Source organism: Mesorhizobium sp. Arg314 (genome assembly GCF_053714275.1).
The window spans coordinates 1-24828 of sequence record NZ_JBSKBP010000058.1 but is presented as its reverse complement, the minus strand read 5'-3'; the positions used below and the strand labels follow the sequence as shown (position 1 = coordinate 24828).

Below are 24828 nucleotides of genomic sequence, written 5' to 3'. Positions count from 1 at the left end.
GACGCATCAAAGCCTCCAAAAGAAGCCTTGAATCAGAACTTACATCAGCACGATACCCAGTTTATGAGTTTGCGACCATATTCTTTATGCTCCCGATGCAGCCGACATTTATCCGCAAGGCTTCGGGACCACAGTTTCGGTCGGCGGTGTGAGCGAGGGGCTTTGCGGCACCTTTCGTCCCGGCCACTTCGATGGCGTAGCAACCGTGGTCACGAAGCTTCTTCTGCAGACCGGGGCCGATCTGGCGTTTTTCGGCGAAAAGGATTTTCAGCAACTTCACGTGGTGCGCCAGCTTGTCCGTGACCTCGATATCCCAATCAAGATCATCGCTGGCCCGACGGTTCGCGAAGCCGATGGCCTGGCAATGTCGTCGCGCAACGCGCGCCTGTCTTTGGCTGAGCGCAACAGGGCGCCTCGACTGGCTGAAATCCTGGGCCAAACTGCCAGGCAGCTGAGTTCAGGGGAATCTATACAGCGTGCGCTGACTGTCGGCCGAGAGGCGATCCTCGCCGCCGGCTTCTCCAAGGTCGAGTATCTCGAGCTGCGCTCGGAGAGTGACCTTGCCTCAATACTCACATTAGATCGACCAGCGCGGCTGCTCGTCGCTGCCTGGCTTGGCGAAACGCGGCTAATCGACAATCTCCAGGTGGCGTTGCCGCGCCCTGAAGTATTGCGTCAAGCCGCTGCCTGAATCGAGAGGACGCGGCAGCAACGCGGGAACTGCCGGCGATCCTTAGCAAGGCCTGTGGTGAGCTCGACTCCTGCAACATGCCAGGAGATGGTCATCATGACGCTCCAAAACCTCGCCGCGGACGTAACAGCTTTCTCCTACCGCTAAAGCAGCGCCACAACCTAAACATATGCACAAATGCTAATGTAAACGGAACGTGGTCCGATCCTGAGAAACCAGCGAAGCTCGTTCGAAAATTCGATCTCGCTAATCTAATCTTTACCATGGCTATGCGACCTTCACGGACGGATAGGTGCTGCGTTCCGCCAGACAAGCCCACTCGGCCCCCGGCCAAGTGGGCTTTCGTTCATTGGCCTTTGTTTCGGCCAAAGCCTCCAGCTAAAATCATGTGGGCAGGGGCGGCATGTCTCCATCCGCCACCCTCCATAGCCACGCATCGATCTCGGGTCGCGATGCGATCAACTCCTCAACTGCATCCAGGTAGGATGAATCGGCAATTGGGGACGATATAAAGCGCGGTCGATCGCTGCTGCCCCTGTGTCAGGGCGGCAGCCGCCGGCCGATTTGCCGGCAAATTGTAGCGCAGGCCCTTTACGCAACGCGTCTGCAGCCTGGCCGGTGCATCGACCAGCTTCTTTTCGTAAGCGGACTCGTAAGGTACCCAGTTTTCCGCCACCACCATCAGCGCCAGTTCCTCGATGACGGCGAGCCCGGTCGGCGTGAGTGCGAACGTTGCGATCGCGATCAGGTGTGACGCCTCATCGGTGCCCCACAGCATGAGCTCGGTCTCGAAGCGAGATTGAAGCCGGCGGTAAAGTCCATCATCGACCAAAAATACGAACCCTGGCATGTGCTTGATGATCAGCTTATGACCGCTGCGCGCCGGCTCAAGTTCCTTGAACTCGCCAACGAGGATCATCAGCTGCCTCGGACCGGTCTTCGGCGGCTGAGCAGGGGCGAGCGCCGCCGCACGTCGCTGCTCGATCCCGGCCTTGTCTGCGGACCGGAACGGCTCCGGCACGAACAGGATGTCGCTCAACATCCCGCCCTTCGCCGTCATCTGGCGGGCGGCCTCGATCAGATGCCATCGGATGTTCCACCAATGGCGCTTCCCGGCCCAGCGTGAGGTCCAGGCCGTCAACTCGGCTTCATGCCAAAGGTAGTGAAGCAGGCTGCGCAAGGACAATTTCTTTGCATCGCCGGTCACGCTGTCGGAGCCGCCCGCACCCCCGACAGGTCTTGCCCGGCCAGCGACCTTCGACAGGCTGAAATCCAGCTTCAGCGAGGCCAGCCCACTCTCGGGATCGACCTGTATTGCGCTGCCCATCAGCATGCCGAGGCCGGATAGCTCGTCGGGCGGCTCGTAGGACGAACAGGACGGATCATGCCCGCCGCCCGACGACGGCATGCGCTTGATGATGTACTGGTCGCCGACCTGGGCAATATACATTGCCGCACCCGGCTCTTGGCATAGGCAAAGTGGCCGGCTCTTGCGCCGGTAGGCATCCGCAAGGATGACCTGCAGGTCAGACGCCGATTCTTCTATGACCTGGTCAGCAATTCTGAATCGTCGCATCGCCTCCATCGCTCCGGGTGCCGCCGCATCCCTGGACGCGCATTGATTCATGATTTCGGCATCGTGGCAACCGCGATTGTTCTCGCCGGCAGGTGAATGCATCGGGAAGGGTGGCCTGACGCTTCATGTGGGTGACCAGCCCCGGCCAATAGCGGGGGCGTCTCGCCGCGGGAGCGTACTGGCGTTTCGCTGAAGCCCGGCCCGCGGCCGGTCTTCAGCGTCGGCAGATCCCTGAGGCGGAAGCTGCTGCAAGCTCAGCACTCGTGACTGCCTTGGCCGGCGCCAACAGAGGGAGAGGGCGGAGTGGAGTGCTGGCGGCGGGTGAAAGCCTGGAGAGAGGCTCCTGGCGCCCCGTCGCGGAGCAAGAGCTATGACCCAGATGGAAATTCAGGCGCCCGTGCGGAGCGGGAACAACGGTTACAAGGTGGATGTCAGCCGCGGCCAGCGCATTGGCCGCGTGTCGTCGGAATGGTTCAACCGGCCGGACGACGAACGCTACCTGTCGCTCACCGACCTCAACAATGCGGTGAGGCGGCGGTCCGAACGCAGCAAGACGCGAATCGTGGAAAGCGAGGCGATCCGTGTGGAAGCCTCCCGTGAAAATCCCGAGAGGCTGACGCTCATGCTGCCGGATGCCCACACGCCGGTCGCGCCGACACACTGGAGTTTTGGTCAGCTCGCCACCCTGGTCGGCGCACCCGCTACCTATCTGCGCCAGCTTCCGGCTGCGCTCGCCGGGATCAATCTGCAGTATGGCTTTTCCACGCACCGCGCCGAGCAGGTCAAGACGCTCGAGATCGAGAACGGCCGTCTCGAGCTCCGAGCGGTCACTGGTCCAGACTATGGGAGGATTTTCGACCACGAACTCGTTGAGGCCGTGCGAAAGATCGCTGGCAACGGCACTGGCGACACGCGCTGGAAGGTGCCGGGCGTGCTCGACTGGTCGACCAGCATCTACAATCCGAATGTCGATATCTCGAAGGACACGACGACGCTTTATGCCTCCGATCGCGACATCTTCGTGTTCTTGGTCGACGATCTCAACCCCATAGAGGCAGGTCGCTTGCCGAACGGCGAACCGGATCTCTACTTCCGCGGATTTTATGCCTGGAACAGCGAGGTCGGCTCGAAAACGCTTGGAATTGCAAGCTTTTACCTGCGGGCAGTATGTCAGAATCGCAACTTGTGGGGTGTCGAGGATTTCCAGGAAATCACCATCCGACACTCCAAATATGCCGCCTCGCGCTTTGCGCTGGAAGCCGAGCCAGCACTGATCCAGTTCGCCGAATCCTCACCGATGCCCTTCGTCAATGGCATCAAGGCAGCGCGCGACCGTGTCGTCGCGCGAGACGACGAGGAGCGCACGACATTTTTGCGCAAGCGCGGCTTCTCGAAAGGCGAAACCACGAGGATCATCGACGCCGTGCTCACCGACGAAGGCCATCCGCCGGCATCGGTTTTCGATTTCGTGCAGGGCATCACCCGCGTCGCGCGCGACAAGCAGCACCAAGACGTCCGGCTCGAGATGGAAGGCAAGGCAAAGAAGCTGCTTGACTTCGCCCCCTGATTCCGCTCGCCGGCGGTGCGGCACATCGCTCCGTCGGCTCTCCGATCATCGCCCTCTTCGAGCCGCCGCTCCGCCCCAGCCAGGAGGACGGCGCCTTTCATCACACCACCGTGGACGAGTTCGAGACGCTGAATGAACGGCATGAGCGCACACGCAGCACCAGCATGACCGTCACCATCGATCGCCAGGCGCTCATCCATGTCCTCATGGACCATACCCATATGTTGGAGGCGCTTCGCTGACCAGGTCGACATTGGCGAACCGGACGAATAACCGCTATTCTGGAAGATCGAATCTCTCGATCGTCACGGTTCGATCCACGTCCACTGAGATCTCCAGCGCTTCGTTCCATGCCTCCTCGCCGCCGAGTTCCGAAAGGGCGAGGAGGAAAAGCCGCACCTGAAGATCGAGACTCATCAATCCTGGCGCCGTGTTGAAGGCTATTAATCCGACGTGCAGGTCTTCGCGACCGTAAAGCCCCCGGAAATCCGTCGTGTTGTGGGTAACCAGGACATAGCCGTCATCGACAGCGCGTCTGGTGACAACATGATCTTTCGCGCCCGCCAGGCCCAGCCAGCGCACGTGGCTGGACTGCGGATACCCACTCTCTCGCGCCAGTTTCGCAAGGTCCGGGCTCAGGCATTCGTCGATCAGGAACTTCACGAAGTCGCCGGCAAATCGTCGAGACTGACCGTGCGCGACGATTTTGACGGCGTGGTCCGCCAGACTGGCTTTGCCGGCGGACGGCCGCGCCGGGGATAGGCAAGCGCGTAGTCGGCGGCAAGCTCGACCTGGTCGAGGGCCAACTGCGGATAGCCGGCATGGATCGCGTCCGGCGTATCGCCAGCCGCGAGCATGTCAGCGATGTCATGAACAAGCACACGCGTTCCAGTAAACACCGGCTGGCCGCCGAGAATGTCTGCATCGCGCGCCACCATCGCCTTCGCTTTCCGAAGCCGGGCGAGGCCGATCTTCACCTCGGCGGCGATCGGCTTCAGGTCGACCTTCAGTGGGGCGGCGGCAACCACCGATGCCGCGTCGGTTGCGATCGCGCGCTCGACGATGCGCCGACGTGCCGTTGGCGTCAGTGTCTCGGCCGTCAACCACGCCAGACGCAATCCCACTAGTCCCGAACCGACGATGACGCGGCTGCCGCGACGCATCTCGACACGGCCGCGCAGCAAGCCGGCGTCGATGATGCGATGCACCTGCTTGAGCGGCACGCGCGTCACCGACGCCGCCTCGTTGGCGGTGAGCACCTCTGCGCTGAATCCGGCCATGACAGTAATCCTTCCACGTTTCTGGAAGATATATAGCTCCTCTTTCTCCGTCGGTCCAGCCGCCCGGTTGCGTGGAACCGGCCTGTGCCGGCGCCGGCGCGGCCGTGAGAGGCAGAGGGGGGAGGGGAGAGGTTTTTGACGGGTTTGGAGGTTCGGGGAGAGGCCCCGGGCCACCCGTCATGGAGACCCTGACCATGGCAAAGGCCAGCCAGAAGATCGCTATGAATGCAGCGGAGAACATTGCCTATGACAAACTCGTGCTGTCGCAGAAGAACGTTCGTCGGGTGAAGGACGGCGTCACCATCGAGCAACTCGCCGAGGACATCGGTCGCCGCAAGCTCTTGCAGAGCCTGAACGTCCGTCCGGTTCTCGACGCAAACGACGAGGAGACCGGCATGTATGAGATGCCTGCCGGCGGCCGCCGCTATCTCGCGCTCGGCATTCTCGTCAAGCAGAAGCGTCTGGCGAAGAACGAGCCGATCCCCTGCATCCTCAACCGCAGCGCAACGACATCGGCCGAAGAGGACTCGCTTGCCGAGAATCTGCATCGCGAAAACCTGCATCCCCTCGACCAGTTCCGAGCGTTCAGGGCACTGAAGGAGCAGGGGCTCGACGTCGAGGAAATCGCCGCCCGGTTCTTCGTGTCGGCGGCGACCGTCAAACAGCGGCTGAGGCTCGCCTCGGTCTCGCCAAAACTGCTCGAGCTCTACGAGAAGGATGAAATCCGCCTCGAGCAGATGATGGCGTTCTCGATCTCCGACGACCATTCCCGTCAGGAGCAGGTCTGGGAGCGCATCTCCGGCAATCCGCACATGCAGGAACCCTATTACATCCGCCGCCTTCTAACGGAGACCACGGTTCGCGCCGATGATCGCCGGGCGGTCTATGTCGGCGCAGAGGCCTATGAGGCTGCCGGCGGCGTCATCCTGCGCGATCTGTTCGAGCGGGATTCCGGCGGCTGGTTCCAGGATGCTGCCCTTCTCGAGCAACTGGTCTTCGACAGGCTGAAGATCGATGCAGAAACAATCCGCGCCGACGGCTGGAAGTGGGTCGAATCCGCGATCAGCTTCGCTTATGGGCATACCTCCGGCATGCGGCGCATCTACGCGGAACAGGCGGAGATGAGCGCCGAGGAGATCGCCCGTTACGACGCGGCGAAGGCCGAGTATGGTGCGCTCGACGCCAAATATGCCGAGATGGAGGAAGCCGACCAGGAGATTGAGGACAGGCTTGATCAGCTTGGCGCCGAACTAGACGCGTTCAGCGATCGACCACAGGTCTACGATCCGGCGCAGAAGGGCATTGCCGGAGCGTTCGTGACCCTCGGCGCCACCGGCCAGCTCCAGATCGAAGCCGGATTTGTTCGTCCCGAGGATGAGCCCCGGGCCGAGGCCGACGATGACAAGGAGGCCGACGGCGGGGAACGTGACGCGTCGCAGTCCGATGAGGACGGCGCCAATGGCGTCGTAGTCAACGGCAGGTCCACGAACGGCGGATCCGATGCGGCCGACGAGCCTGAGGAAGAAGGCATCAAGCCGCTGCCGGAGCGGCTTGTCTTCGACCTTACGGCGCAAAAGACGCTGGCGCTGCGCAACGCGCTCGCGAGCAACGTCGACATCGCCTTCGTCACCGTGCTCCATGCCCTCGTGCTGCAGGTGTTCTACCGTTTCGCCAAGGACAGCTGCCTCGAGGTCACCATGCTGAGCAACAACTTCGGTCAGGTCGAGGGTCTCGTCGAGACCCCCTGGGCGAAGGAGATTGCCGAGCGTCACGAGGCCTGGGATCGGGATATGCCCGACAGTGACGGACTGTGGGAGTTCCTGCTCGGCCTCGACGAGGCGAGCCGCAAAGCGCTGTTCGCGCACTGTGCGTCGCTCTCGCTCAACGCCGTCGTCGAGGCCTGGAACAAGCGCCCGGGTGCGCTTGCCCATGCAGATGCACTCGCCACCACACTCGGCTTTGACATGGTCACGGCCGGCTGGGAACCGACTGTCGACAACTATCTCGGCCGGGTCACCAAAGCCCGGATCGTGAAGGCGGTTCGCGAGGCCCGCGGCGAGGACTCCGCGCAGCTGATCGACCACATGAAGAAGGACCTCATGGCGCGTGAAGCTGCCCGTCTTCTCGAAGGGTCGAACTGGCTGCCCGAGCCGCTGCGCCTCAATGACGACGATGTGGTTGTTGATGCCGGCGAGACCGGCACCGACGATGCCGAGGGTGAAGCCGCCGCCGAACTGCCGGCCTTCCTCGCCGACGAAGTGGATCCATCGATCGATGAGACCACGATCGGCGCCGGCGGCGACGCTGACCATCTGCAGGCTGCCGAATAGGCGGCTTCCGATCCTCGGTGGGCTTGGCATCTCTGCCGGGCCCTTCTGTTTCGAGATATGGAGAACCCTGCAAATGCCTGCACATTTGGTCTACGATCGCGCCAGCCTGGGGAGCGTCATCCGCTACTACGACGACACACCGAAACCGCCGGCGCGTTTCACGAAAAAGCTCGTCGCCTGGGAAAGTCGCAACGGCGTCGGCCGACTGGTGAAGATGGAACCGCCACGCTCACGAGCGACCTATAGCTCGCCGGCATGTTTTACCCTGCATGAAGGCGATTTCGGCCAAGCCGGAACTATCGTTGTCTCGGTTCGGCGCACATACTCCGTCGAGAGCCAGTTGCGTTTCGAGATTGTCGAGCGTCCGGCCATCGGCATGGTGCGTGTCCTGCAGGACCTCGGCGGCAGCCCGGAACTCCTGCACCTCGCCAGGGATCGCGAGGCCGCCGAACGCTGGCTCGCCAGCAATCCGTATAGCCAAGCCTATCTCGCGGAGGTTTCGGCCGGCGAGGTCGGCGCCGACTTCATCGAGGGCCGCACGGCGGTCTGACGTTTTCATCGCATAAAAGCAACCGACGACAGGCCCGGGCTCGCGCAAGCGATCGCCGGGCCTGTTCGGTTTCATGGAGATCGATATGTTCGACTGGACAAAAAGCTGCTCCTATAACGGCCAGCAGAAGAGACGTTTTCACGCCACGGCCCGTTCTCGGCTCAAGAAACTCGCCGCCGCGCTTTGCCTTCCGGCCGGGTCATACGATGTGCGTTCCAACAAGGCGGGCATAGCGGTGTCAGGTGAAGTGACCTTGCACCACACCGCCGTTTACATCCAGGTCGGCCAGTTCGGGATGTCGTCCGGATACGGCATACTGATCCGCACCTGCAAAGGCCGCAAGGACTATACAGGCGGCGCCAACCACATTGTGGCGCTTGCCCTACTGGACGACATCCCGGCGCTCTCTGCTGCTGTTCGCGCCATCACGGGCCTCGGTCGAAATCAAGCTGTGATGGCGAACAGAGCTCGCGCCGCCTGACGACGCTGCCTGCCGGCAAAGCTCCGCCTGCTCTGCCAGTCGCTCAATGGGCTGCCGGCAGGCGCCGGCTGGTGCCACCGAGCTCCAATCCAGCACAAAACCTTCACGCCATCGCGGCGCTCTCGTGGAGCATTCCGCGCGCCTTTGGCGTGCCTTCGAGGAGAAACGCCATGCCTTCACATCCGCCCTTCAGAAAAGTGTTCGACGGTGTCGCGACACGCGATCAGATGTTCGAACTGTTCAACCGCCACCGCGACGTGCCAGGCGTCGACCCGCTATCGGGCACTCCATACGCTGGTGAGTGGTTCCAGATCTCCAGCGTGGAATACCACTCCATGCTTGAGCTCCTGCCACCGTTATTTCAGCGCACCGGCATGTTCGGCATATCGGAATACAAGGCCGGGTATGTCACCAGCGTCTTCTTTGCAATCAGGGTCCGCGGTCGCGAACGCTGGTTCCACGGGTTCTGCGACCTGTCCGACAGACACAGTCCGGACGCCATGCGGGCCGCCATTGTCGCTCATGAAACGGGAGCTGCCGACAGCATGACGCGCGAGGAAAAGCTCGAAGCAATCTGGACCGCGACGCATCCGGATTTCAAGGGGCGCGCCGGCGACATCGATCCCGATGCCTGGCCGGCGCAGCATCGGGGAAAGCGGACCATTATGGTCAACGCTGGCGGGTCGGGCGCCATTCTTAAGCTCCTCGAGGATCTGTCCGATGACGAAATCGATCACCTTCTGCCTACCAAGTGATCAATGAGAGCGCTCAATTCCTTGGAGCTGGGTACTGGGCTGAACGCCAAATTCGATCGATGTAAAACGGCTCTTGCTCCTAATCGGCGTTGTCCGATAAAGCTCCGCCAACAATGGAGATTGCCTGAGCAATTTTGAGTCGTCTTCAGTTGCAGTTCTATACGATCGTATTTCAGTCAAGGAAGAATTATGACGCGGCAGACCCGACCGTTCATTGTGGAAGTCAGACAGAAGCGCGGTTATCAAAGGCGCAATGGCTCCATCTGGGGCGACATTGATTTCTCAGCAGCCTTCGCCGAAGCATCGACAGAGCTCCAGAACGTTGCTCCGTCAAGTCATCAGGATATTGACTCCAGTATCGTGGCCCGTGATGCTGAAGGATTGCAGCAAACGACATTGGAGCACCAAATGGCAGGTCCAGAACAAGCTGAATCAACAGGTGCCGCAACGGAAGGCGCGACGAAATTGGACACGCCAGGTACCAAGAAAAAGCCCCGGCGCTCGGGCAAGGTAAAAGCTCAGTCGACCCCACCCGCCCGGACCAATGGCGCCGAGGCGGCTGCCCAAGCCAATGGGGTAGCGGCGGCGACGGCTCGCGCACCCCGCAAGGTCTATTCTGAAAAGGATCGCGCCCAAAAGCTTACCCAGATCGAAAGGTCGGTCAGAAGCGGCGCCACCCACAGGAGCGCGGTGAAGCAGGCCGGGATCTCGGAGCAGACCTATTATCTTTGGAAGAAAGCCACGATCCCTGCAGCAGAGACCGACGAACTCAAGGACCTGGTCGCGCTCCAGGAAGAAAACAAGCGCCTGAAGAGCCTGCTTGCGGAACGCCTTCGCAAGGAGAATGCCGAACTGAAAAAAAGGCTTGGGCTCCACTAAAAGCGGTCTCCGGCCTAGCAAGAGCGGGCCCGGTTCAAGATCATTGGGCTGTCATGTTCCCGGTGAGGGATTTGCGCCAAGAGGATCTCCTGTGCAGATAGCCGTGTTCAGGGGCGCTGAATGCAGGGTTTCCGTGCGGCAATGCGATGGAATGCGGGGGAGTTGGCTGTTTGAGCAGGTTTGAGAGGCCAGTCGTCGTTCAGCTTGGCCGCCACGGATCGGAGCGCATCGTGCACGATGTCAACGACGCAGCCACCATTTTGCTTCGCGATCTCCCTCGCCAGACCGAGAAACGCAGGACAGCGATGGACATCTGTCTGCAGGTGCTGCGTGGCGAGGCTCGTCCTCCAGCCGCTCGGCGCGCATTCGTGGCGGCCGCCCTCGAGGCAAAGATTTTGCGCAGTGATTAGGGCGGAACGCGTTCATCGAGCTTACGATTAATCAATTGAATCCACGCGCAGTGTGGCGACCGTGTCGCGCGGCTGCGAAGTGTTTCTCCGCGGCATGGAAAAATGCGCGCGCGAAGCGCCGCCTGAAGCCAGGCGGCTCGCTCTCATAAATCTTCCCAACTGAAGTCCCTCATCGCCTCAGCATTCCTGCTTCCGCATGGAGTTGCGACACTGGAGGGGCAACCTGCGGGGAGTTCTGTCGCTGGAGGCAGAGTGGGGGCCGGGAGGGGTTCGGCCCGGGCGGCGCAGAGAGAGCGCCGGCGAGGCTGAACCCTCCACGATAAGGAACGATCCCATGAACATAGTTACCGCGCCGGCCGCCGCCACGGCGGCCGCAACTCTTGCCGCGCCCGCACTCGGCACAGCCAACCGTGCCGAGGCGATACTTTGCGCTGCCCATCTTCTCCTGGTCTCGCTCGAAGGCGGGCGGCCGATCAGCACCAATGTGCTGGGGGCCGCCATGTCGTCGTGCTTCGGCGGGACGGACGCGGAGGGCTACTGGGTCTGGAAGGATGCCTACGAGGCGCTCGAGGTGGCCCAGGCCTTGTTCATCCGCAAGTTCGGAGCGGCAATCCTTTTGCGCTCGACTTCGCCAGAGGCAGCCCTCGCCAAGATGACGAAGGTCGCGCAGCTCGTGCCCACGCATACGCGGCGCTCACAAGAAAGCCAGGCGATGCAGCAGCTTTCCACACCGCTGCCGCTTGCCTTTGTCGCCGCCCGAGCCGCGGCGATCGTTCCATCGGATCTCGTGCTGGAGCCGTCGGCCGGCACCGGCCTGCTTGCCGTGCATGCCGAAACCGCGCAGGCCTCACTCGCGCTCAACGAGCTGGCTGAAACGCGCGCCGATCTACTCGACCTCTTGTTTCCGGACGCTGCGACCTTCCGTCATGATGCCGCTCACATCGACGACCATCTCGATGCGGGCATCGAGCCGTCCGTGGTGTTGATGAACCCGCCGTTCACGGTCGGTGCGTACGTCGATGGCCGTGTTGCCGACGCGGCATGGCGGCATCTGACGTCCGCCCTTGCTCGTCTTCAGCCAGGCGGGCGGCTAGTCGCGATCACCGGCGCCAACTTTTCCCCCGAAAACCCAAAATGGCGACCGGCTTTCGCGCGCCTGCAGGAGCAAGGCACTGTCGTGTTCACGGCGGCGATCGACGGCCGCGTATACGCCCGCCATGGCACGACTGCCGAAACCCGGCTCACGATCATCGACAAGGCACCGGCCGCCGACCCGACCCGCTTCGTCGCCTCGCCGGGCAAGGCTCCGGATGTGGAGACGCTGCTTTCCTGGATTTGCAGTTTGCCGCCACGGATACCCGGCGGCTACCCCGATTCCATTGGTGCTGTTGCCAACGGGGTTCTGCGCAACGCCGCGCGGCGCATGGTCGACCGATCCGCGGCAAACTCCGCACCCGCCAATGCCTTGCCGAACGCTGTGAAGGTTTTCCGGCCGGCTCGCCCGGTTGCCCGGGTCGTGCCGGCCGGATCGGTCCTGGCAAACAGCCAGCCTGCCGAGCCACTTGCCTACGAGCTGCGCGACTGGGCGCCGGAAGCTGGCGGTCATCTAACCGACACCATCTACGAGCCCTACGCGCTCCAGTCGATCCACATTCCAAGGGCGATGCCGCATCCGACCCCGCTCGTGCAATCGGCCGCGATGGCAGCGGTTGCACCGCCCAAGCCCTCCTATCGCCCCTTGCTGGCAGATGCTGTCATCGATGAAGGGCTGCTGTCGGATGCACAGATCGAAAGCGTGATCTATGCCGGCGAAGCCCATTGCGGTCATCTCGCCGGGGCTTGGACTGTCGACGGCACCTGCGATGTCGTCTCGGCAGCACCTGAAGGCGCCGAAAACGCCGTCCGCTTCCGCCGTGGATGGTTCCTGGGCGACGGCACCGGTTGCGGCAAGGGCCGCCAGGTCGCTGGCATCATCCTGGATAACTGGCTTCAGGGCCGCCGCCGGGCGATCTGGATTTCCAAGTCGGACAAGCTGCTCGAGGATGCCCAGCGCGACTGGGCAGCCCTCGGCCAGGAGAAGCTCCTGGTGCAGCCGCTCTCGCGTTTTCGGCAAGGCACGCCGATCCGCCTTGCCGAAGGCATCCTGTTCACCACCTACGCGACCCTGCGCTCGCAGGAGCGCGACGGCAAAAAGTCCCGGCTCGCCCAGATCATCGACTGGGTCGGCCAGCAGGCGGGGAAGGCTAACCCGACCGGCACAAAAGAAAACTCGGCGGGAAGCGGCGAATCCGCGACCCCGTCGAAAAGGCCCTTCGACGGGGTCATCGTCTTCGACGAGGCGCATGCCATGGCCAATGCCGCCGGTGGCAAAAGCGAGCGCGGCGACGTCGCACCCTCGCAGCAGGGCAAGGCCGGCTTGCGTCTACAGCACGCACTGCCCGACGCCCGGGTCGTTTATGTATCGGCGACAGGTGCGACCGCTGTCGAGAACCTCGCCTATGCGCAGCGCCTCGGCATCTGGGGGAGCGACGATTTTCCGTTCGCCAACCGCGCCGATTTCGTCGCCGCGATCGAGGATGGCGGTGTCGCCGCTATGGAAGTGCTTGCGCGCGACCTCAAATCCCTCGGTCTCTACACGGCGCGTTCGCTGTCCTATGACGGCGTCGAATACGACCTGCTCGAGCACGAGCTGAGCGAGGAACAGATCCGCATCTACAACGCCTATGCCGACGCCTTTCAGGTGATCCACAATAACCTCAACGCCGCGCTCGAGGCGACCAACATCACCAGCGAGTCCGCCACGTTGAACCGCAACGCCAAGGCGGCGGCGCGCTCGGCCTTCGAGAGCACCAAGCAGCGCTTCTTCAGCCATCTGATCACCTCGATGATGACGCCGAGCCTGCTCGGCGCGATCGGGCGAGACCTAGCCGATGGACACGCTGCCGTCGTTCAGATCGTCTCGACAGGTGAGGCGCTGATGGAACGCCGCCTTGCCGAGATCCCGGCCGAGGAATGGTCCGACCTCAACGTCGACGTCACACCCCGTGAATACGTCGGCGGGTATTTGATGCACTCCTTCCCCTCCCAGCTGTTCGAAGAATATTCGGATGCCGAAGGAAACGTGTATTCGCGCCCCGTGCATGACAAGGACGGCAATCCAGTTCAATGCCGCGAGGCGGTCCGTCGGCGCGACGATATGATCGAGAAGCTCGCGTTGTTACGACCGGTCGGCAGCGCGCTCGACCAGATCATCCACCATTTCGGGACGGAGATCGTCGCCGAGGTGACGGGCCGCGCGCGCCGCATTGTCAGGAAGACCGGTCGCGACGGCATCGACCGGCTTGCGGTGGAGAACCGTCCGGGCTCGGCCAACCTTGCCGAGACCCAGGGCTTCATGGACGATGAAAAGCGCCTGCTGATTTTCTCCGACGCCGGCGGGACCGGCCGCTCGTATCACGCTGATCTCGGTACGAAAAACCAGAGGCTGCGCAAGCACTATCTGCTTGAAGCCGGCTGGCGCGCCGACAATGCCATCCAGGGCCTCGGGCGCACCCACCGCACAAATCAGAAGCAGCCGCCGCTGTTCAGGCCGATGGCCGCCAATGTCAAGGCAGGTAAGCGCTTCCTGTCGACGATCGCCAGGCGGCTCGACACGCTTGGCGCCATCACCCGCGGCCAGCGCCAGACCGGCGGGGCCGGGCTGTTCCGCGCCGAAGACAATCTCGAAAGCCCATACGCCCGCGCAGCCCTGCGGCAATTCTACATGCTGCTGCACCAGGGCAAGATCGAGGGCTGCTCGCTCTCGATCTTCGAAACCGTCACCGGCCTGTCGCTAACCACGGACGAAGGTGGCCTTCGCGACGAGCTGCCGCCGATCACGACCTGGCTCAATCGTCTTCTTGCGCTGCGCATCGAGACGCAGAACCTGCTGTTCGAGGTTTTCGAGCAGTTGATGGCCGCCAAGATCGAAGGCGCTGTCGCTGCCGGGCATTACGACAAAGGGCTTGAGACGGTCACGGCGGAAAGCATCGTTGTCACCGACCGCCGCACCGTCTACACGCACCCGGTTTCAGGAGCGCAGTCGCACGTGCTGACCGTCGCACGCAAGGATCGCATGCGTCCGCTCGGCCTTGTCGATGCGCTCGACATTGCACGTAGCGAGCCGCAATCGGTCCTGCTCGTCGACACACGTTCGAGCCGCGCGGCGATACAGCTTCCGACCGCGAGCCTCATGCTCGACGACGGCAGCGTCGAACATCGCGTACGACTGTTGCGGCCGACCGACGAGCTGCGCTTCGGCCTCGAGGCGCTTGCCGAAACGCATTGGCAGCCCGCGGACAGAAAAATGTTTTGCGAATGCTGGCAGACTGAACTGTCGGCGGTTCCCGAGTTCAACACCAGCACGTTCCACATCGTCACCGGCCTCCTCCTGCCGATCTGGCGGCGCCTGCCGGATGACGACTGCCGGGTCTATCGCATCCAGACCGATGAGGGGGAACGCATCATCGGACGCCATATCGCGTCGACGCTGGTCGCGACAATGTTCCGGAATCTCGGTCTTGATCATGTCCCGACGCTGCCTTCGGACCAAGCCTGGAGCGGCCTGGTCGACGGACGGATCGCGCTGCAGCTTGCCGACGGCCTCACCGTTCGCCGCAGCCGCGTCATGACCGATTATCGCGTCGAGCTGATTGGCTTCACCGAAGCAATGGTGCCGCGGCTGAAGACTCTCGGGCTGGTTTCGGAGATCATCTCCTGGAAGCTCAGGCTGTTCATCCCGACCCGCGCCGAAGGTCGGACCATCCTCGCCATGCTCCTCGATGGTCACCCGCTCATCGGCATCACCGATCGTGCCGCATCGGCTTGAGCGGAGGAGGCGATCATGACCAGCTCGGCATCCGAACTGGCACAGCGTCTTGGCGAACATGCCGAGGCGGTGTGCCGCGAATATCTCTCCAACGGCCGCCGCAGCGGCAACTACTGGATCGTCGGCGATGTCCGCAACACGCGTGGCCGCTCCATGCACGTGCGGCTGAAGGCCAATGCCAAGGGTCCAGCCGGCAGATGGGTGGATGAAGCGTCCTCGGAATTCGGCGATCTACTCGATGTCATCGGCGAAACTTGTGGCCTCACGGAGTTCCGCGAGGTCGCGGAAGAGGCCCGCCGCTTCCTCGCCATGCCGCGACCGAAGCGCCAGTCGCAAACCGATGGCGCAGAGCGCCAGCTGGCCGCCGCACGCGGTTCTCCCGACGCCGCGCGCCGCCTGTTCAGCATGTCGCAGCCGATTCCCGGCACGCTTGCCGAACGCTATCTCGCCGGGCGCGGCATCCTGCTCTCCACGCATGAGCGTGCGCTGCGCTTCCATCCCGGCTGTTACTACCGCGATCTCGTGACGGGCGACAGCCAGACGCTTCCTGCCCTGATTGCCGCCGTCACCAACCTCGACGGGCGTATTACCGGTGTCCAGCGCACCTGGCTGGACGCACGCGGCAACGGAAAGGCGCCGATCGCCGATCCGCGCCGCTCGCTCGGTCACTTACTCGGAAACGGCATCTGGCTTGGCCTCCAGCCCGGTACGCCTGTTCCGGTCATGGCTGCTGGCGAGGGACTCGAGACGCTGGCATCGCTAAAGATCGTGATGCCAGCGCTGCCGGTAGCCGCCGCCACCTCGGCCAATCACCTCGCCGGCCTGAGCTTTCCGCTTGGCTGCCGCCGCCTGTACATCGCGGCGGATGCGGACGCCGCCGGCCGGCATGGCATCGAGCGTCTCAGCCGGCGAGCGGGTGAGGCCGGGATTCTCGCGCTGGCGTTGCGGCCGCGGCTCGGCGACTTCAACGATGATCTGCGCCATCTTGGCGCGGCCCATCTTGCGGCATGGCTGGGCGATCAGCTCGTCCCGGAGGATGCCAGTCTCTTGCCTCCGTCCGGATGACGGCGCAAGCCCGCGGGCGGGCAGGGCGGCGTCATTGAAAGGCTTGCAGGCATGGCGGGTTCCATCGAGAGGTCGCGCCCGCGGCCTGCCTGAGAGGCGACCCCTGCCACGCCCAGGCCACGGCCGCAACGGCTGCGCCGTCCTCCGCTTCGCTACGGCCTTCGGTGCGGCCGCGTCCCGAGCGAGGCCGTGGTGCGCTGTCAGGCCGCGACAGGCGCGGCCACAACCCACGGAGACGCGCCATGACCTTCGAGCTTCCTTCCGACGACGCCTACGAGCCCTACCACGCCTCCTCGCCGACCGACCGCGTCATTCTCGAGCTGCAGATGTACGGTCACCGTCCACATCAGGACGAGCCGGACCCCCGCCCCCTGCCAGACGAGACGGCGATCCGGGCCGGGCTTGCGGGCATCGCCGAGACTTTCGCCGGCATGCTGGGCGATACCAGGCTCGAACCTGACCTCGACGACCTGCTCTGGTCCTTCACCAATCTCTTCCACCGCGCCGCCGAGCGCGTTTCCCGCGGCCTCGATCGCAACGAGGACGCGCAGCGCACGAGCCAGCACGAGCAGGACGGCTCCGAGGTGAAATCGGTCGAGCTCGAACGACTCACGGCCGAAGGCATCACCCTCATCGAGCGCCGCAACGTGTTCGAGATCATGCGCGACGAGGCCGCCGACCTCTACGAGGCCAATACGGGATCGGCATGGCGTCCGCGCACCGGCTCCAAAGTCTCCCATCAGTCGCTGACAGCGGCGGTCATCGACTCCCGGGATTTCCTCGCCGCGCGGCGGCGTGCCGAAACCGAGGTGCTGGTGCCCGCCGGCACCAAGATCGCCTTTGCCGGGGGGCTCGACTTCAACGATCACGATCGGATCTGGGACGCGCTCGACAAGGCCCGCGAAAAGCACCCCGACATGGTGCTGCTGCACGGCGGCAGCCCGCGCGGTGCGGAACGCATCGCCGCCTGCTGGGCCGAGAACCGCAAGGTGACGCAGATCGCCTTCAAGCCGGACTGGAACCGCCACGCCAAGGCGGCGCCGTTTCGGCGCAACGACCAGCTGCTGTCGGTCGTGCCGGCAGGCATCATCGTCTTTCCCGGCTCCGGCATCACCGAGAACCTGGCCGATAAGGCCCGCCACCTCGGGATCCCGGTCTGGCGCTTCAAGGAGGGCGGCGCGTGAAGCGCCCGCCTTCCTTGCTTCCGCGCTCGCTTCCATTACCACGGCAACGAACCCGACCGCTCGCGGTCGGGTTCGTCGTGTTCACCTGTCCGAACCAGTTGCACAGCGCCGCTCAAAGCGACCAATGGCACGGGACGCGCGTCGCTTGCCGCTGGTGTATCGCCGGGCGCGTTGTCGTCACGAACACATTTATAAGCACAGAGCGCACCATGTGACCATCAAAGCCCCGAAGGAGAAGACACCCGTCTCGATGCAGTTCCGCGACGACGATCTCACCATCATCGACCGCGGCTCGGAACGGCTCGGCCTGTCGCGCACCGAGTTCATGCGCCGCGCTGCATAACCAGATTGCGATCGCGGACGAAACGGCTTCAGTACATTATTGATGGGACACAGAAATACGGTACGGCCTAGCGGCGGAGGTTTTCAACGTTGACCTCGCGCCCCAGCCAGCCGAAGTCGTAGGTTGCCATCGGGTCTTGCGGATTTTGGCAGCTTGCGGACCGGTATTCGAGATATTTGAGCCATTCGGCGACCTTTTCTCGGCCTTTCGTCGTCCGTATGGCTGCCCTTGGCGCGAGGTCTCCGAGCATGCCGACCGGCTTCGTCGAGGATTTCGCGATATTGTTTGTCGAGCATGGCGTGGACGAGCGGCGTGGCGATCTCGAGTGGAATCTCGTCGGACGATGTCTCTCGCCCCTTTCGGGAGGCCTTCATTTGTTCGATGGTCTGGATCGTCGTCAGCGGAGAGCGCACCAACTGGCCGAGCACGTTCTCCAGGGGCCTGGTTCCTTTGGCGGCGCGCGCGGCGGAATTAGCCGAAAGGACCAGGAAGCGTCCCGTCAGTTCGAGATTGCCGAGCACCGGCGTGCCGTCTTCCATTGTCACGCCAGCGGCAATGGCATTCGGCGCGTGAGCTTTCATCCGGCGGCTTTGCGGCCGCGGGCCCAGCCAGTTCCAGAACTGGGCATTCTCCTGGCGCAGATCCGGAACTCCCTCGAGCCGGGCGACGACGTCTTTTTGCGCTGCTCCGGGTGCAAGCGGAAAGCGCACTTCGTGAAAGACGATTTCATCGCCATCGATGTTGTGGACGAATGGCTGCGTTTCTCCAAGCGCCTTGGGCAGGTTGTCGAACGGCCAGGCGTGGGTGAACGGGGGAGCGGCCGCGCGCAGCATGTCGTCGTCGAGTGATGGTTTGGTTTTGGAACGGCGCCGCTTGCCGGGCAATGCCCGCAGCCCTTCCCGCAACGCATCCGAGGCTTCAGGCGAGAAGGGCAGCAGGCCGCCCGCGACGATGGACCTGTCGCCGATCGGCACGATCCGGGCCGATCCGCTCCCATTGTTTCAGTGTCTGGGTGGCCGGCCCTTCGCTGACCATGATGGGCTCGCCGCCGCGGATCAAATCGCGCGCGAGAAAGGATTTGCCGGGAACGATCTCGCTGACCTCGTAGAGGCTCATGACGGACACGCTGAGCGCTTTCATGTATGCCCTGGCTTTTCGCGCTCTCCTTCCAGCCGCGGCGTTTGAGATAGGCGTCGACAAAGGTCTGGTCGTCGGGTTCGAAGACTTGTGCGAGGAAGTCCTCGAAGACGCATCCCCACAAAGTCATGGTCCAATGATCGCCGAGTGCTTCGCCGATCTCCTCATGGTCGAGATCGAATTCATCCATGACGGGCCACAAATGATCGCCCATCACCTCATCGAAATGAAACGTCCAGTCATGGCGGCCGAGGAATTTTATGAGACATATCAGGCTGGCTTTCATGGGTACTCCTTGTCTCGCGGTGGATAGCGACGATCCTGGAAACGGTCGGCTCGCTGATATCATAGAGCCTGGCCATTTCGGCACCGGACTTGCGGCCCGACAAGACACTTTCGGTAACTTCCAGTCCTTTCTTTGCGTCGTGCTTCCTGCGGCGGCCGCCGATTCGGTCCTCGGACCTGGCCTTGATGAGCCCGGCGGAGGTGCGTTCGCGGATCATCGCGCGCTCGAATTCAGCGAAGGAAACCGACCATCTGCATCATCATTCGCCCTGCTATCGTTGTCGTGTCGATCGCCTCTGCAGGCAATCTCGGCCCCGGCGGCTCCGTCACCCAAAGCGGCCGAGCGGCTGTATAGGTCAGCGCTGCAGGAACGATCAGCGGCTTCAGCTTTCAACTGCTCGATGACACGCACCGTTCGACGCATTCGACCGCGGCACACCGGCGCTCAATGCCTGGTTCACCGGTTTTGCGTGAACAATCAGGCCAAAGCGTTCCCACCTGTTCTGGTCGTTCACGACGACGGAGGCGTGATCGGCTATTACTAGCTGGCGCCAAGTGTGACCAGCCGATCAGCGCGCCCCGCGCGATCCGCACCGGGCAACCACCAGATCCGATCGCCTGCCTCCTGATCAGGGCAACTCGTCGGCGATTGCCGCCATCTCGGGTAGCGGGCTGGTCCTCGACAGTTCGTCTCTCGGCGGCCCATCCGGCGCGCCGGCCTTCGGCGACGATTCCGCGCGGGGCTGCTTGTCCGCGCCGCGCCGTGCGCGGGAGAGGGAGGCTGGAGTGGGGCGAGGGCCGCTGAAAAGAAAGTAGAGTAGGAGCACAGCGCCTGCCTGCCTCGCGGCGAGGTGGTTTCTGCGCTCCTCTCACCGAACCGGACGTGCGAGTTTCCAAGCTACCGGCTCTCCATGCGCGGCTTACGCCACGGGTGTCCCTCATGCGACCATGAGGGCGTTGAACGATGCCCAGAAGCGATCGGCTCCTTTGCGGAACTTCTCGTCGGGATCGTTCCATCCATTCGGTATACGTATGCCCCGGTGTGGGAAGTGGATCGATCCACCTTCCCGGAAGAACCGCAGCGATTTCGGTCCGTCGACCCATCGCCAGCGGCTGTCGGGCGCTGTCCCAAGGAAGCGGCGACGCAGCTCACGCCATGTCGCTTTTCGGTGCTTCCTACGCAGCCATCGCCCGATGCGCTCCCGTAGCCACCAGTCCAGACTGGCAAAGTCCCGCGTAGCCCATGTGGCGTAGCGGTAATAGTTTCGCCAGCCGGTGATGACCGGGTTGAGGTCGTCGATGAGATCGGCGAGGGATTGGCCTGTGGGCGTCTCCTTCACCCTGACTTTGATCTTGTGGCGGAGGTCCTTCAGCTTGCTCTTCGGGATGAAGAGATTGCCGACCATGTGTCCGGTGCGGCGTGCCTTGGTCTGCACCACCCGGTAGCCGAGGTAGTCGAAGCCATCCTCGACCTTGGTGATTTGGGTCTTTTCCATCGACAATTCCATGCGCAGTTCCATTTTCAGGAACTGCGCCAGCGCCTGCTTTTCCGCTTCGGCGTCCTCGCGTGTCCCGTCCGTCAGCACAACGAAGTCGTCGGCATAACGCACGGCGAAGAATGTCGGCCTGTTTCTCCGGCGGTCATATTGCCGCCGGTTGGCTGCATTCTGCGGTCGTTCGCGAGGTCGCATCGACCACCGCCCATATCTCTCGTCGATGGCCGCCAGATAGACGTTGGCCAGCAACGGTGAGATGATGCCGCCCTGCGGGGTGCCCGTGACAGGGTGGCGGACGGCACCTTCGATCATGACCCCGGCTTTCAGGAATGCGAGCACAAGCCAGAGGACCTTGTGGTCCTTGATCCGGCGTCGCACGCGCTCCATCAGCACATGGTGATCGACGGCATCGAAGCACCCCTTGATGTCTCCCTCGATTACAAAGCGGTACTCAGAGGTGCCGCTGGCTGAGGGATGCAATTGCCGCTGGATTTTCGCCAGGGCATCATGGGTGCTCCGACCGGGCCGGAAGCCGTATGAGGTCGGATAGAAGTCCGCCTCGAAGATCGGCTCCAGAACCAGCTTCAAAGCCATTTGCACCAGTCGGTCTCTGAGCGTCGGAATGCCGAGCGGGCGCACCTTGCCGGGCTTCCCCGGTTTCGGGATCAGCCTTTGCCGGACAGGCTCGGGCCGATAGGTGCCGTCGCGGAGTTCTCGTCGGATATCTTCGAGGAACTGCGCTACGCCGCCGGGCCGCTCTTCGACCTTTTTCCGCGTGACGCCATCAGTGCCCGGTGTGCGACTGCCCTTGTTGGAGGACAATCGCCGCCAGCTTTCCGCAAGCGTCCTGCGGTCGCATACGATATTAAACAGATCTGCGAACACCTTGTCGGCGTCCGCAGTACTCCACCTGTGAAGCTTGCGCTGCATGTTGAGGACAAACGCGGTATTCACCGCATCGGGCTTCATCGGCCCACCTCCTGCCGGCTTGCTTCACTCACTGTCCCCCTTCGCCATGTGGACGGCTTTCCCGTCCTCGGACTACTACGGAGACTCCGCCCCCTGCCGTGCCGGTCATCGGTCGCCTCGATCGTCTCGCGCCATCCGGCGGGAGAGAACACGGCAAGGTTCCCAAGTTCACCTGATGTCCCTTCGCCTGCCTTAGGGACCGACTTTACCCCGTGAAAATTCCGACCAGCGGCCACCGCAAGCTGGGCCGCTGACTGACACACGTCATGACGTGTGCCCCTGATCCCTGACTTACCAGCAGGGATCGGCGCTTCTCCGGCCTTTCGGCCGATCCGCCCACCTCCGGTTTGGCGGATTACATGTTGCAACGAGGCTTCCAACATCGGTTCGATTACTCTTCCCATAACAGGCATGCTCGCCGGACCGGCCCTGGGCGGAAGTCCCGGAACGTCCGACTTTGACGGGTTCTGCTGATTTATGGCTCACCGGAGGCACCCGGCTTACCTCACCCGTCTGCTTCAACCCCCGCGCTTGCGGCACGTTGGCGGCGGGGTCTCCCACCCCGCAGGGGCAACAAGTGCGCGTGACGGATTCCACCCGTCACTCTTGGCGCACGGAAAGTCACCATGACGATGATATTCATAGGTGGATCACGCGACATCTTCGAGCTGCCGGAACTTGCCATTGCTCGCATCGGCGCGATCGTCGCAGCCGAGCATGGTGTGTTGATCGGCAACGCGCCCGGAGCCGATTCCGAGGCGCAGAGCCTACTCGCGGGCTACGGCTACGAACATGTCGGCGTCTTCCATGCCGACAAGGAACCCCGCAACAATCTCGGCGATTGGGCCGCCTACCATGTCCCGCCTCCTGAAGGCGCTCATGGGTACTTGGTCCACGCTGCCAAAGACCGTGAGATGGCGCGCCGCGCCGACTTCGGGATGATGGTCTGGGACGGGGCATCGCCCGGCACGGCCGTCAATGTGCTTCGGCTCGCCATGGCAAACAAGCCGTGCGTCATTTACGATCTGGCCAGGGGCAGCGTGGCGACCACATACGATGTGGAAGACTGGTGCGCCATGCTTCACCATGCCGGCTCGGACATTCGCCGACAAGCCGAAGCTTGCATGACGGCGGACGAACGTCTGGTGTTGCCAGGATGATGGACGCCGCGGTCCAGCGACTGTCGGGCAGGCTTGGCCTCGGCCCGGCGCGCCCACCTCCGTTGTGTGAACGTCCGGGTAGCGCGCCCCTTTCGAAGCCGGCCACGCGCGCAGTTGCGGGGCGTGTGCGAATGATCATCCTGACCTGTCGCCGCATCTGAAGCAGGCGCAAGCGTGCCGAACATCCCAGCCTGGCTGCGAGGCCCCGCCTGCCGAGGGCGTGAATTCGCTGAGACCCGGCGCCGATCTCGAAGCCGCTGTGTCGCCATACCGAAGACGCAAGGCTATTCACGCGCCGTACTGCTGTTCGCGGCAGCGGCGAGGCAGGGGCATGACCCGAGAGGCCAGGCCGGCAAGCGTCTTCCGGCGAACCGGCGGCGCGCGCGCAGTCTGCAATGGCGTCCTGGGTCTTCTCCTTCGGTCGCATCCGGGACCATTCCCGTTTCATGTCGCCTTTGTAGACGGCCGCCTGCTTTGTGCGGTCAACCCCCGATGGGGGTACACTCGGCGAATATTCAGGAAAATTCGATTTCTGTTTTTTGGTTGCGGTCAGGCGAAGGGCCTGCCCGCGTTTTTCGGCAAATAGAATTTTCCAGAATTTTCGCCGCGATGACCGCAGCAGGACGGCCCTCTCCTTTGGCGCCATCGGGAATGGTCCCGATGCAACCGAAGGAGAACTACCATGGCCACCACGATCGCAAACCTCACCACCAAGGCCGACGGCTCGATGGAAGGCGTCTTCGCCACGCTCCGGGTCAACGCCCCGATCACCCTCATCCCGAACCCCAACAAGTCGCGCGAGGACGCCCCCGACTACCGGATCGTCAACAAGCGCACGGGCTTCGAGATCGGCGCCGGCTGGCACCGCATCTCCCAGCGTTCGGGAGAGGAGTACCTCTCGGTCAAGCTGGAAGCCCCCGAGATCGGCGTCATCTTCGGCAACCTCGCTCCGGCGCCCGGCGGCGAAGAGAACAAGAAGGTCATCCTCTGGAACAACCCGCAGTGAGCCATCGCTGGCCGGCCCCGCAAGGGGCCGGCTTCGCCCCCGGCAACAGGAGGATGCCATGAGCCGCTACACAATCACAGTCACTGGCACAGTCACCCGACAAGGCCGCTCGGACCCGCAAGCGATTATCGGCTATGACCCGCCGCTGCGGACCTATTTCCTGCAGGCGTTCCCGCACGAGGTGACCGACGAACCCGCGCTCTGGCTTGGCACGCACGACCAGGCATTCGAAGCGCTGGAAGATCTTCACCGCGCTGCCGTAGCGCACGGCTACGACTTCATGCCGCTGCCGCACGGCATCGCCATCAAGCTGGTCGAGGATAAAATCGCTGCTGGCGATCGCCCGCCGCGCTATGGCGCCTTTCGCGAGCTTCTGAATCGCCTCCACGACCCTGGCTAGACGAACGCAGCCTCAAGGGCCGGCGACGCAGCTCCGTCGCCGGCCCTGTTTTGCGCGTCGTGACGAAGCTGCTCTCCTTTAAAGTCATAGCGGCAACGCCGCGCGCAGATCAGAGGTCAAGCTCGTGGCCCGCGCCACGGGCTGGCATGCGTGCCCTTGAGGAACGATGCGCGGGATCCAGATTTCGCCGCAAAGGTCGCCGGGGATAAGGCCGTGCCGGCGATCGCTCACAGCGGGACTGTTCTCGGCGCTCTTCGCGGCGATCTCAACTCCGAATTTTGATACTTTACTTTGGCCGTCGCCGCTTGCAATCATGCCGGGTGAGTCTGAGCGGAGGAAAAATCGGGCACAAAAAAACCGGCGCGGAGGCCGGCTTTTCCAGGGAATAGGCTACAGG

18 protein-coding genes and 3 pseudogenes are annotated in these 24828 nt (G+C 63.1%); 15 read left to right on the top strand and 6 right to left on the bottom strand.

From position 1 onward, the window contains the following. Positions 1-76 precede the first annotated feature (76 nt). A pseudogene (locus ACWGS9_RS31160) lies at positions 77-691 on the top strand (4-phosphopantoate--beta-alanine ligase); the annotation flags it as partial. Between the two features lie 384 nt (positions 692-1075). Here the strand turns inward: ACWGS9_RS31160 and ACWGS9_RS31155 are convergent. Next, positions 1076-2267: pseudogene (locus ACWGS9_RS31155) on the bottom strand (DUF1173 domain-containing protein). A 370-nt stretch (positions 2268-2637) separates the two neighbouring features. On the opposite strand from ACWGS9_RS31155, the gene ACWGS9_RS31150 reads away from it, so the two are divergent. Beyond that, a complete protein-coding gene (locus ACWGS9_RS31150) occupies positions 2638-3834 on the top strand; it encodes a DUF932 domain-containing protein (protein WP_454508839.1) in 1197 nt (398 codons plus the stop codon). A gap of 276 nt (positions 3835-4110) precedes the next feature. Here the strand turns inward: ACWGS9_RS31150 and ACWGS9_RS31145 are convergent, their stop codons facing one another. Next, the gene (locus ACWGS9_RS31145) at positions 4111-4497 is read right to left on the bottom strand and encodes a DUF5615 family PIN-like protein (RefSeq protein WP_454508838.1); all 387 of its coding nucleotides are present in this window, start codon (positions 4495-4497) and stop codon (positions 4111-4113) included. Beyond that, complete coding sequence (locus tag ACWGS9_RS31140; RefSeq protein WP_454508837.1) at positions 4494-5114, bottom strand: DUF433 domain-containing protein; 621 nt, start codon at positions 5112-5114, stop codon at positions 4494-4496. Before ACWGS9_RS31140 ends, ACWGS9_RS31145 begins: the two co-directional genes overlap by 4 nt. A 194-nt stretch (positions 5115-5308) precedes the next feature. Between ACWGS9_RS31140 and ACWGS9_RS31135 the strand changes: the two genes are divergently transcribed. The 10 genes from ACWGS9_RS31135 to ACWGS9_RS31090 all read left to right on the top strand — a co-directional run bounded on the left by ACWGS9_RS31135 (position 5309) and on the right by ACWGS9_RS31090 (position 17978). Beyond that, positions 5309-7444 carry a ParB/RepB/Spo0J family partition protein gene (locus tag ACWGS9_RS31135; protein ID WP_454508836.1) on the top strand — a complete coding sequence of 712 codons (2136 nt, stop codon included), beginning with the start codon at positions 5309-5311 and terminating at the stop codon, positions 7442-7444. Between the two features lie 73 nt (positions 7445-7517). Next, positions 7518-7994, top strand: a complete 477-nt coding sequence (locus tag ACWGS9_RS31130) for a hypothetical protein (RefSeq protein WP_454508835.1) — start codon at positions 7518-7520, stop codon at positions 7992-7994. Between the two features lie 85 nt (positions 7995-8079). Beyond that, entirely contained in the window at positions 8080-8475 is a 396-nt protein-coding gene (locus ACWGS9_RS31125; RefSeq protein ID WP_454508834.1) for a hypothetical protein, read from the top strand. A gap of 170 nt (positions 8476-8645) precedes the next feature. Further along, on the top strand, positions 8646-9230 hold the full coding sequence (locus ACWGS9_RS31120) for a DUF1419 domain-containing protein (RefSeq protein ID WP_454508833.1): 585 nt from the start codon (positions 8646-8648) through the stop codon (positions 9228-9230). A gap of 189 nt (positions 9231-9419) precedes the next feature. Continuing rightward, a complete protein-coding gene (locus tag ACWGS9_RS31115; RefSeq protein ID WP_454508832.1) occupies positions 9420-10109 on the top strand; it encodes a transposase in 690 nt (229 codons plus the stop codon). A gap of 146 nt (positions 10110-10255) precedes the next feature. Further along, entirely contained in the window at positions 10256-10519 is a 264-nt protein-coding gene (locus ACWGS9_RS31110) for a DUF982 domain-containing protein (RefSeq protein ID WP_454508831.1), read from the top strand. Positions 10520-10853: 334 nt separating this feature from the next. Then, the gene (locus ACWGS9_RS31105; protein WP_454508830.1) at positions 10854-15386 is read left to right on the top strand and encodes a strawberry notch-like NTP hydrolase domain-containing protein; all 4533 of its coding nucleotides are present in this window, start codon (positions 10854-10856) and stop codon (positions 15384-15386) included. A 15-nt stretch (positions 15387-15401) separates the two neighbouring features. Further along, complete coding sequence (locus ACWGS9_RS31100; protein ID WP_454508829.1) at positions 15402-16451, top strand: DUF7146 domain-containing protein; 1050 nt, start codon at positions 15402-15404, stop codon at positions 16449-16451. A gap of 242 nt (positions 16452-16693) precedes the next feature. Next, positions 16694-17635, top strand: a complete 942-nt coding sequence (locus ACWGS9_RS31095; protein ID WP_454508828.1) for a DUF2493 domain-containing protein — start codon at positions 16694-16696, stop codon at positions 17633-17635. Positions 17636-17846: 211 nt separating this feature from the next. Further along, positions 17847-17978: a hypothetical protein gene (locus tag ACWGS9_RS31090; RefSeq protein ID WP_454508827.1), complete on the top strand. Its 132-nt coding sequence runs from the start codon at positions 17847-17849 to the stop codon at positions 17976-17978. A 67-nt stretch (positions 17979-18045) separates the two neighbouring features. Here ACWGS9_RS31090 and ACWGS9_RS31085 read toward each other — a convergent pair. From ACWGS9_RS31085 to ltrA, 3 genes and pseudogenes are all read right to left on the bottom strand, one after another. Further along, positions 18046-19401: pseudogene (locus tag ACWGS9_RS31085) on the bottom strand (hypothetical protein). After that, positions 19355-19618: a hypothetical protein gene (locus ACWGS9_RS31080; RefSeq protein ID WP_454508826.1), complete on the bottom strand. Its 264-nt coding sequence runs from the start codon at positions 19616-19618 to the stop codon at positions 19355-19357. Before ACWGS9_RS31080 ends, ACWGS9_RS31085 begins: the two are co-directional and overlap by 47 nt. A 720-nt stretch (positions 19619-20338) precedes the next feature. Next, the gene (ltrA, locus tag ACWGS9_RS31075) at positions 20339-21865 is read right to left on the bottom strand and encodes a group II intron reverse transcriptase/maturase (RefSeq protein ID WP_454508825.1); all 1527 of its coding nucleotides are present in this window, start codon (positions 21863-21865) and stop codon (positions 20339-20341) included. A 626-nt stretch (positions 21866-22491) separates the two neighbouring features. Here ltrA and ACWGS9_RS31070 point away from each other — a divergent pair. From ACWGS9_RS31070 to ACWGS9_RS31060, 3 genes are all read left to right on the top strand, one after another. Then, positions 22492-23025: a hypothetical protein gene (locus ACWGS9_RS31070; protein ID WP_454508824.1), complete on the top strand. Its 534-nt coding sequence runs from the start codon at positions 22492-22494 to the stop codon at positions 23023-23025. 682 nt (positions 23026-23707) lie between these two features. Continuing rightward, on the top strand, positions 23708-24031 hold the full coding sequence (locus ACWGS9_RS31065; protein ID WP_352778180.1) for a DUF736 domain-containing protein: 324 nt from the start codon (positions 23708-23710) through the stop codon (positions 24029-24031). A gap of 58 nt (positions 24032-24089) precedes the next feature. Beyond that, positions 24090-24431: a hypothetical protein gene (locus ACWGS9_RS31060; protein WP_454508823.1), complete on the top strand. Its 342-nt coding sequence runs from the start codon at positions 24090-24092 to the stop codon at positions 24429-24431. Positions 24432-24828: the final 397 nt, after the last annotated feature.